General features: G+C 30.0%; 8 protein-coding genes. 7 read left to right on the plus strand and 1 reads right to left on the minus strand.

All coding sequences use genetic code 11. The features are described from left to right. Positions 1–2 precede the first annotated feature (2 nt). The 3 genes from WAO56_RS09290 to xdh all read left to right on the plus strand — a co-directional run bounded on the left by WAO56_RS09290 (position 3) and on the right by xdh (position 5,548). Positions 3–1,334 carry a nucleotide sugar dehydrogenase gene (locus tag WAO56_RS09290; protein ID WP_422144140.1) on the plus strand — a complete coding sequence of 444 codons (1,332 nt, stop codon included), beginning with the start codon at positions 3–5 and terminating at the stop codon, positions 1,332–1,334. 13 nt (positions 1,335–1,347) lie between these two features. Continuing rightward, the gene (locus tag WAO56_RS09295; protein WP_422144141.1) at positions 1,348–2,373 is read left to right on the plus strand and encodes a Gfo/Idh/MocA family protein; all 1,026 of its coding nucleotides are present in this window, start codon (positions 1,348–1,350) and stop codon (positions 2,371–2,373) included. 583 nt (positions 2,374–2,956) lie between these two features. Continuing rightward, a complete protein-coding gene (gene xdh / locus WAO56_RS09300) occupies positions 2,957–5,548 on the plus strand; it encodes a selenium-dependent xanthine dehydrogenase (RefSeq protein ID WP_422144142.1) in 2,592 nt (863 codons plus the stop codon). A gap of 302 nt (positions 5,549–5,850) precedes the next feature. Here xdh and WAO56_RS09305 read toward each other — a convergent pair whose 3' ends face one another. Continuing rightward, complete coding sequence (locus WAO56_RS09305) at positions 5,851–7,287, minus strand: leucyl aminopeptidase (protein WP_422146333.1); 1,437 nt, start codon at positions 7,285–7,287, stop codon at positions 5,851–5,853. Positions 7,288–7,379: 92 nt separating this feature from the next. On the opposite strand from WAO56_RS09305, the gene WAO56_RS09310 reads away from it, so the two are divergent. The 4 genes from WAO56_RS09310 to msrB are packed head-to-tail and all read left to right on the plus strand — an operon-like array spanning position 7,380 to position 9,995. Next, entirely contained in the window at positions 7,380–7,712 is a 333-nt protein-coding gene (locus WAO56_RS09310) for an FMN-binding protein (protein ID WP_422144144.1), read from the plus strand. Positions 7,713–7,771: 59 nt separating this feature from the next. Further along, positions 7,772–8,557 (plus strand): threonine/serine ThrE exporter family protein, encoded by a 786-nt coding sequence (locus tag WAO56_RS09315; protein ID WP_422144145.1) that lies wholly within the window; start codon positions 7,772–7,774, stop codon positions 8,555–8,557. Between the two features lie 10 nt (positions 8,558–8,567). Next, positions 8,568–9,017 (plus strand): threonine/serine exporter family protein, encoded by a 450-nt coding sequence (locus WAO56_RS09320; RefSeq protein WP_422144146.1) that lies wholly within the window; start codon positions 8,568–8,570, stop codon positions 9,015–9,017. A gap of 3 nt (positions 9,018–9,020) precedes the next feature. Further along, a complete protein-coding gene (gene msrB / locus WAO56_RS09325; protein WP_422144147.1) occupies positions 9,021–9,995 on the plus strand; it encodes a peptide-methionine (R)-S-oxide reductase MsrB in 975 nt (324 codons plus the stop codon). Positions 9,996–10,318: the final 323 nt, after the last annotated feature.

Raw genomic sequence — 10,318 nt, forward strand, 5'->3', positions numbered from 1 at the left:
CAATGTCAAATATAAAAAATGAATTATTAGAAAAAATTGAATCAAAAGAATTAGTAGTCGGTGTAATAGGACTAGGCTATGTAGGACTTCCTTTAGCTGTAGAAAAAGCTAATGCAGGTTATAAGGTTATAGGATTTGATGTTTTACCAGATAAGGTAAAAATGGTAAACGAAGGTCACAACTACATAGGAGATGTAGTTGATGAAGAATTAGCTGAGTTAGTAGAAAAGGGAATGTTAAGAGCTACAGATAATTTTGAAGAAGTTGCTTCTTGTGATTTTATAGCAATTGCTGTACCAACTCCTTTAGATGAATATCAACAACCGGATATTTCCTATGTTGAAAAGTCTACAAAAGATGTTTCAAAATATTTGAAAAAAGGAAGTATTGTTGTACTAGAGTCTACAACTTACCCAGGAACAACAGAAGAATTAATGCTACCTTTACTTGAAGAAGGTTCAGGCTTAAAATGTGGAGAAGATTTCTTCCTAGCATTTTCACCAGAAAGAGTAGATCCTGGTAATAAGGTATATAAAACTAAAAACACTCCTAAAGTTGTAGGTGGAGTTGGGGAAGACTCTACAGAAGTAGCAGCAGCATTATATAGAAATGTTTTAGAAGGAGAAGTTTATACAGTTTCTTCACCTAAAATTGCTGAATTAGAAAAAATATTAGAAAACACATATAGAAATGTTAATATAGGACTTGTAAATGAATTTGCTTTAATAGCAGATAAAATGGGAATTAATATTTGGGAAGTTGTAGATGCAGCAAGAACAAAACCATATGGTTTCCAAGCATTTTATCCAGGTCCAGGAATAGGTGGTCACTGTATACCATTAGATCCATTTTATTTAACTTGGAAGGCAAAAGAATATGATTCACATATGAGAATAATTGAAGCTTCAGGATCTGTAAATGATTATATGCCTGAATGGGTTGTAGAAAGATCTATGAAAATTTTATCTAAGCATTTCAAGAAAGCTTTAAATGGCTCAAAAGTTTTAATCTTAGGTGTAGCATATAAAAATGATATTGACGATTTAAGAGATAGTCCGGCTCTTGTAGTAATAGATCATTTCCTAGAAGAAGGTGCTGAAATAGACTACTATGATGGTTATAATCCTTCCTATAAGGACAAGGACGGTAATTTAGTTTATTCATTAAAAGAAATAACACCTGAAATAGTATCTTCTTATGATTTAGTTGTAATAACAACTAATCATTCAAATGTTGATTATCAAATGGTAGCAGATAATGCGAAATTTGTATTTGATACAAGATATGCTACAAAAAATGTTGTTAATAATAAGAATAATATAGAACTTTTATAATTGGAGGCAAAAATTGCAAAAATTAAAATGTGCAATAATTGGCTGTGGTAGAATTTCATATAAACATGTGGAAGCTATTATTAATAATAGTGAAGAAACAGAACTAGTGGCTTTGTGTGATTTAATAGAAGATAGAGCCATAGCTAGACAAGAACAATATAAGGAAAAATTTCCAGAAGCTAAAGTTAGCATCTATACAGATTATAAAAAAATGCTTAAAGAAGTTGATATAGATTATGTAGCAATAGCTACAGAAAGTGGCTATCATGGTGAAATATCTTTAGATTGTTTAAATGAAGATGTTAATATTATAATAGAAAAACCTATGGCTATGACCTTAGAAGAAATAGATAGTATTAATGAACTTTCTGACAAAAAAGGATTAAAGGTAGCTGTTAGTCATCAAAATAGATTTAATCCTCCTATTCAAAAATTAAGAAAAGCAATTGATGAGGGTAAATTTGGAAATTTAATTAATGGTACTGCAAGAATTCTTTGGACAAGAGATCAGAATTATTATGACATGGCTCCATGGAGGGGAACTAAAGCTTTAGATGGTGGTACCTTAATGAATCAATGTATTCATAATATAGATTTATTATTATGGATGATGGGTTCAGAAGTAGTATCTGTAAAATCTGAAAGAGGTACATTCCTAAGGGATATTGAAATGGAAGACTTTGGAGCTATACTCTTAAGATTTGCAAATGGTTCAATTGGAATAATTGAAGGTTCAGCATGTGTTTATCCAAAGAATTTAGAGGAGACTTTAAGTATTTTTGGAGAAACTGGAACAGCAGTTATAGGTGGACTTGCAGTAAATGAAATAAAAACTTGGAACTTTGAAGACGAGAATGAAAAAGCAGATGATTTAGATTCAGGAAAAGTAGAAAATGTTTATGGCAATGGACATACTCCATTATATAAAGATTTTATTGATGCAGTAAATAATGACACTCAACCATTAGTTACTGGATATGAAGCTAGAAAACCTGTTGAAGTAATTTTAAAATCATATGAAGAAAAGAAATGGCCTTAGAATTTTCTAAGGTCTTTTTATTTGGAAATAATAATTAATTATAGAGCCTTTATTATAAAGTTATATTAAAGATAAATCTGTTAGATTATGATTTAATCCTTGGGATTAAAGACTTAGCTAGAGAAATAATAATCCTATAAAATTGTTTTATAAAAAAGAATTTTAGATTTTTACATAAGAAAACATTATGTTGAAAAAGAAGGCGATATTTTATTATAGAATGCTCCATAAAAATACGGAAGAAAATAAAGATCTGTTATATATGGATTTTAACTGCTTAGCTGAGATTTTATATTTATAAAAATAATTCCACAATATATTTATAACATTGAAAAACAAAAGATAGCAGGTCTGAAAAGGTTTTTTTAGCTATTGTAAATATTTGGAATTATTGTTAAACTATATTTAGAATTATAAACAAAAGTATGGTTATTATCATTATACGATATATTTTGTAAAACATAAAGGGGTTATGGAATATTTCATTTTGTTTAGGAAAAGTAGGCATATTTTAATTAATACATATGGGAATTAAAATATTATAGAGAAAAATATAAAATAAAATGTAGAGGTGTAATTTATAATGGAAAAGTATGTTTTTACGGTTAATGGGAAAACGTGTGAAACAGAAAAGGATATCCCACTACTTACATATCTTAGAAATGAATTAGGTTTATTTTCTGTCAAAGATGGTTGTAGTGAAGGGGCATGTGGAACTTGTTCAGTTATTGTAGATGGTAAATCTATGAGAGCTTGTGTACTTAAAACAAGTAGAGCTCATGGGAAAAATATTACAACAGTAGAAGGATTATCTGAAAAGGAAAAAGAAGCTTTTGTATATGCCTTTGGAGTTAAGGGATCTGTACAATGTGGTTTCTGTATACCAGGTATGGTTATAGCTGGAAAAGCATTAATAGATCAAAATCCAAATCCAACAGAAGAAGATATTAAAAAAGCAATTAGAGGAAATATCTGCCGTTGTACAGGATACAAGAAAATAATAGAGGGAATTGATTTAGCTGCTGCTATTCTTCGTGGAGATGAAAAAATAGATGATTTAGAAAAAGGCGAAGAATACGGAGTAGGAGAAAAAGCTTTTAGAATAGACGTAAGAGAAAAAGTTTTAGGTACCGGTGAATACTGTGATGATGTTGTAATGGATGGTATGTTACACGCTTCAGCAATAAGGTCTAAATATCCAAGAGCAAGAATCTTAGATATTGATGCAAGTAAAGCCTTAGCACTTCCAGGTGTAGTAGATGTATTAACAGCAGAAGATGTACCAAATAATAAGGTTGGCCATATACAACAGGATTGGGATGTATTTATAGCTAAAGGCGATATTTCTAGATCAGTTGGAGATGCAATTTGTATGGTAGTTGCAGAAACTGAAGAAATAATGAACAAGGCTAAGGCCATGGTAAAAATAAAATATGAAGAATTAGAACCTGTAAGAAATATAAAAGAGGCAATGGCAGAAGACGCACCTAAGCTTCATGAAAATGGTAACTTATGTCAACAAAGACATGTTACTAGAGGAGATGCTAAAAAAGCTTTAGCTGAATCTAAATACGTAGTAACACAATCCTATAGTACGCCATTTACTGAGCATGCCTTCTTAGAACCTGAATGTGCTGTAGCTTTTCCTTATAAAGATGGTGTAAAAGTATATACATCTGACCAAGGAGTTTATGATACAAGAAAAGAAATAGCTATAATGTTTGGTTGGGATGAAGATAAAATAGTTGTTGAAAATAAATTAGTAGGTGGAGGTTTTGGTGGTAAGGAGGATGTTTCTGTACAACATCTTGCTTGTCTTGCAGCAAATAAATTACAAAAACCAGTAAAGGTTAAATTAACTAGGCAAGAGTCCATTAATTTCCATCCAAAAAGACATGCTATGGAGGGAACATTTACCTTAGGCTGTGACGAAAATGGAATATTTACAGCCTTAGATTGTGATATTTACTTTGATACAGGAGCCTATGCTTCTCTATGTGGACCAGTTTTAGAAAGAGCTTGTACACATTCAGTTGGACCTTACACCTATCAAAATACAGACATTAGAGGTTATGGCTATTATACAAACAATCCACCGGCAGGAGCTTTCCGTGGTTTTGGAGTTTGTCAAAGTGAATTTGCCCTTGAATCAAATATAAACCTATTGGCGGAAAAAGTAGGTATTTCCCCTTGGGAAATTCGTTACCGTAATGCTATAGAACCAGGAAAAGTATTACCAAATGGTCAAATTGCAGACGTTTCAACAGCTTTAAAAGAAACTTTAGAAGCAGTAAAGGATGTTTATGAAGCTAACCCTGGTCGTGCAGGTATTGCATGTGCTATGAAAAACTCTGGAGTAGGAGTAGGTTTGCCAGACAAAGGTAGAGCTAGAATAGAAGTTCATGATGGAATTGTTCAATTATATACAGCAGCTTCTGAAATTGGACAGGGATGTTTTACAGTATTCCTACAAATGATATCTGAGACATTAAATATAGGTTTAGAAAGAATAAAATACATGGGATGTAACTCTGAAATAGCACCGGATTCAGGAACTACTTCAGGTTCTCGTCAAACTTTAATTACAGGTGAAGCAGTTCGTATGGCTTCAGAAGATTTAAAAGCAGACCTAGATGCAGCAGGTGGAGATTTATCTAAATTAGAAGGAAAAGAATACTATGCAGAATTCTTTGAGCCAACAGATAAGTTAGGTGCCGATAAACCAAATCCTGTAAGTCACGTTGCTTACGGTTTTGCAACACATGTTGTAATATTAGACGATGACGGAAAAGTTAAAGAGGTTCACGCTGCCCATGACTCTGGAAAAGTAGTTAATCCAATTTCAATTCAAGGTCAAATAGAAGGTGGAGTATTAATGGGATTAGGCTATGCCTTAACAGAGGATTTCCCATTAAAAGATTGTGTTCCACAAGCTAAATTTGGTACATTAGGACTTATGAGAGCAACAGATATACCACATATTAATGCGATTTATGTAGAAAAAGACGAGTTGCTACCATTTGCTTACGGTTCAAAAGGTATTGGTGAAATAGCAACTATACCTACAGCACCAGCTGCTCAAGGAGCTTATTATGCAATGGATGGTGTATTAAGAACTAAATTACCAATGGATGATACAGCTTATGTTAAGAAGAAAAAAGTAGTTAAAAAATAATTTAAAATTCTTTTAATAAAGGGATTCATTTCTATTTTAGGAATGAATCCCTTTGAATTTATAATTTATTAATAGTGCTAGAATTACCTTATAGAGAAAGTACTAGGAAAATTTCTCTGTAATACCTACAAAGGATATAAAGTCCTAATTTAGAAATAGGATAGTAACTTAAAACTGGGGAAATCAGTAGATAGAAAAGCTATTAAACTATAAAAGAGAAAAAAAGTAATCTATGAAATTATAATTTTAAAAACAAAAAATCCAGAGTAGAATTCTACTCTGGACATATATTAAATATATTATTAAAAATCTTTTACAAAATTATATAAAGTTTTTACAGGAATACCTGTAGCGCCGTAAGGAATATAACTATATGGTTTAGTTGTATAAGATGGACCAGCTATATCCATATGAGCCCAATTCTTACCTTCAACAAATTCTTCTAAGAATAAACCAGCAGTAATAGCACCACCAAATGGTCCAGTAGAATTAGTAAGATCTGCTATTTTACTCTTTAACAAATCCCTAGTTTCTTTAAAAGATGGTAATTTCCAAACATATTCTCCAGATTTTTCTGAAGCTTCTTGAATTTTATTATAAACATTGTCACTATTTGTTATTATGCCTGTTGTAACTTCGCCTAAGGCAACAATACAAGCGCCGGTTAAAGTTGCTAAATCCACAATGGTGTTAGCTTCTGTTTTAGTTGCAGCATAATATAAGGCGTCAGCTAAGGTTAAACGACCTTCTGCATCTGTGTTCTTTACTTCTATTGTAGTTCCCTTCATTGAACTAATAATATCTCCGTTTTTATAGGCATTTCCGGAAATCATATTTTCACAAGCTGCAATTAAACCAACTACATTTTGCTTAACATTGTTTTTTGCTAAAGAATACATAGTACCAATAACAGTAGCAGAACCTGCCATATCACCCATCATTGTAGCCATTCCTTCAGGGTTTTTTATAGCATATCCACCAGAATCATAGGTTAATCCCTTACCTACTAAAGCTATTAACTGACTGTTCTTGTCTTTAACAGGAGAGTATTCTAATTTAATAAATTTTGGTTCTTTTGAAGAGCCTTTTGCAACAGCTAGAAAAGCCTGCATATTCATGTCTTCAATTTCTTTTTTATTATAAATTGTAACTTTAATACCTAAGGGTTCTAATATTTCCTTTGCTTTTTGGGCTAGGGTTTCAGGATATAAATCAATAGAAGGAGTATTTACCAATTCTCTTGTTATATTTATACCTTCAATAATATTTTTTACTTCTGTAAGAAAACTTTCGTTTAGTTCAGCATTGTTAGGTAATTTAATATTAATATTAAAATCAAATTTTTTGTCTTTTTTTGTTTTGTAGGTATCAAAACTATAATTAGATTGTAAAAATCCTTCAATTAAGGCTGGAATAAATATATTACTTTCGAAATAATCAACTTCAAAATAATTAATATTTATATCAGAATAATTTTTGCTTTTTAAATCATTAGCAATTTTGAAACCAAGATGACGTATATCATTTAATAAAAGATCTTTAGAGTCTCCTAAATTTACTAAATATATTTTTTCAAATTCATTAATATAGTAGAAGATCTTGAATCTGTCACTTTCAAAATAATTTGTTTCTTCTAATACTTTTTTTAAACTTGGTTTAATTTTTTCAACATCAAAATCATTGTCAATAATATATACTTCTAATGCATTATCAATATTACTATTAATTTTTAATTGCATTTGCAAACACCTCCAAAATGTAATATACCCTATTTATTAGAAATTGACACAAAGATTATAAGTTGATAATATAATCTTCGAGGTAAGAGAAAATGAAAAAAATTTTAACATGTATTTTAATTGGCTCATTATTGTTTTTTACTTCTTGTAGTAGGGTAAATAAGGCTGGAACTTATGAGGCTACAGGAAAAGGACGAAATGGGGATTTAAAAGTTTCAGTTACAATTAATTCAGAAGGTGAAATTTCCGATGTGGAATTAGTTGAATATGAGGACAATATAGAATTTGTTGAAGCCTGTTATGAAAAAATAAAAGAAGAGATAATAAAGAAAAACTCATATGATGTTGATACAATAACTGGTGCAACAGAAACCAGTAAAGGGATTATTGAAGCTGTAAGAAATGCAGTGGAACAAGCTAAATAATTTTTACGAAAAAGACAATATATTGTCTTTTTTTTGTTATACTATGATATAATTCCAGTATGGAAAATAGTAAAGAGATTACAATAAAAACCCATAAAGAAGCTAAGGATTTTTCAATTCTATTAGTAAGTACTGCCCAAGTATTAGTTCAAAATGGTGCTGAAATCTATAGAGTAGAAGATACAATAGCTAGAATGTGCGGTGTATATAAAGAAATAAAAAATATAAATATATATGCAACTTATAATATGGTAATGGTATCCTTTAATTATGAAGACGAAGATATTATTACTATGAGGAGAATAAACTCATATTCCTTTGATTTAAGTAAAATATCCAGAATAAATGATTTTTCTAGAAAATTTGTAAAGGGAGAATATGGTATTTGTGAAGGAGCACAAATTGTTAAAGATATTGGATATAGTAACTATCAGTCTTTAAAGAATTATTTAATATTTGGTAGCCTAGGGGCTGCAGCACTTATATTTAATTTTGGTGGAAACTGGGAAGATTTTATAGTTACTTTGTTTGCTGGTTTTGCAGGGATTTTAGTCTTATTTAAAGTTGCAGAAATTAGTTTTTCCTTTTTTTTCAATAATATTGCAGGTGCTTTTGCTGCTGCTCTAGTAGCAGTACTAGGAATTAGTTTAGGAATTGGTACCAATGTAGATATTGTAATAACTGGAGCAATAATTCCCTTGTTGCCTGGAATATATTTTACCAACTCAGTAAGGGACTTTATGAGTGGAGATGTATTGTCGGGAATGTACGGAATAATGCAATCTATTTTAGTTGCAGCAGGTATGGCTTTAGGAGTTAGTTTAGTTTTATATTTTTATTATTAGAGGTAAGTATATGATTTTATTAAAATCAATAAGTGCAGGTGCTTCATCTGTATTTTATGGACTATTTTTTAATTCTCCTAAAAAATCTATAATTGGTAACTTTATTACAGGGTTTATAGGAATGTTTATTTATTACATATTCTTTGGGAAACTAGACACTAAATTTGTCCCTTTGGTTATAAGTTCCTTTATAATAGGGATTATGGCAGAATTATTGGCTAGAATATTTAAGTTTCCAGCAACGGTATATTTAGTGCCTAGTTTAATCCCACAGGTTCCAGGTCTTGCAATGTTTAGAACAATGCAAGGACTAGCAATGCAAAATTTAGATGCAGTCTTATCAAATGCCTTAGATACATTAATTTGTGCAACAGCATTGGCACTAGGAATAGTGCTTTCAACAATATTTTCCAAATCTATAAACAGGGTAAGAATGAAAAGTAGAAAATTTAAGAGGTAAAAAATGCTAATAAAAAAAGATTATAGTAGTAATAATTATAAAACAATATATTTAGCCGGTGGATGTTTTTGGGGTGTTGAAGAATATTTTAAAAGAATACTAGGAGTTGAATATACAGAAGTTGGCTATGCTAATGGTATAGGTGAAGAAACCAATTATTATAGATTAAAAGAAACAAAACACAGTGAAACAGTAAAGATCATATATGACCGTAATATAATAGATTTAAAAAACTTACTAATAAAGTTCTTTAAGATAATTGATCCTACAAGTTTAAATAAACAAGGAAATGATGTAGGTTTACAATATAGAAGTGGAATATACTATGAAAAAGAAGAAGATAAGAAAATAATATTGGATTATATTGATGAAGTAGCTAATAGATATAGTAAGGAAATAGTAGTTGAAGTAGAAAAAATAAAAAACTTTATTAAGGCTGAAGAATATCATCAGGAGTATTTAAGGAAAAATCCTTTAGGCTATTGTCATATTAACATGGAAGAATTTGAAAATGAAAAGCCAGAAGTAGATGAAAATAATTACAGTAAACCCAATAAGGAAGAAATTAAAAATAGATTAACAGAAGAACAATATTTAGTAACACAAAAAGAAATGACAGAAAAACCATATAACAACATCTATAATGATAACTTTCAAAAGGGTATTTATGTTGATATTGTAACAGGGGAACCACTATTTCTATCTACAGATAAATATAATGCCGGTTGTGGTTGGCCCTCTTTCACCAAGCCTATAGATGAGGAAGTTATCCAATATAGAAAAGACAATAAATTAAGAACTGAAAGAATAGAAGTAAGAAGTAGAGTAGGAGATAGTCATCTAGGACATGTGTTTAACGATGGACCAAAAGAAAAAGGTGGGCTAAGATATTGTATTAATTCAGCAAGTTTAAAATTTATTCCATTAAATACAATGGAAAAAGAAGGTTATGAGGAATATATAAAATATCTTAAATAAGAAAAATAGGTATAAATTAAGAAGAAATAAATTAATAATATTAAAATGTTATTAAAAATAACAAAATATTAAAGAAAAGTTAAAAATAAGTAAAAAAAGATTTGACAATATTAAAAATACTTGATAATATAAATAGGCACTCAAATGAAGTGCCTTTTTAATTGAAAACAAAAAAACAAAAAGGTGTTGACAAAAAGAAATACCCTATGGTATACTTAAAAAGTTGTCACAAGAGTGCAACAAGAACCTAGACAAAAGAAAAGTGTAAAAAACTTTGAGAAAAAGTACAACCAAAACAATAATTTTCGGTGTAAAATTAAGAA

The organism is Miniphocaeibacter sp., from assembly GCF_049276255.1.
Taxonomy (GTDB): Bacteria; Bacillota; Clostridia; order Tissierellales; family Peptoniphilaceae; genus Miniphocaeibacter.

Coding starts and splice junctions, on each gene's coding strand:
- WAO56_RS09290 (WP_422144140.1), top strand. CDS start 3: ATGTCAAATATAAAAAATGAATTATTAGAAAAAATTGAATCAAAAGAA.
- xdh (WP_422144142.1), top strand. CDS start 2,957: ATGGAAAAGTATGTTTTTACGGTTAATGGGAAAACGTGTGAAACAGAA.
- WAO56_RS09305 (WP_422146333.1), bottom strand. CDS start 7,287: ATGCAATTAAAAATTAATAGTAATATTGATAATGCATTAGAAGTATAT.
- WAO56_RS09310 (WP_422144144.1), top strand. CDS start 7,380: ATGAAAAAAATTTTAACATGTATTTTAATTGGCTCATTATTGTTTTTT.
- WAO56_RS09315 (WP_422144145.1), top strand. CDS start 7,772: ATGGAAAATAGTAAAGAGATTACAATAAAAACCCATAAAGAAGCTAAG.
- WAO56_RS09320 (WP_422144146.1), top strand. CDS start 8,568: ATGATTTTATTAAAATCAATAAGTGCAGGTGCTTCATCTGTATTTTAT.
- msrB (WP_422144147.1), top strand. CDS start 9,021: ATGCTAATAAAAAAAGATTATAGTAGTAATAATTATAAAACAATATAT.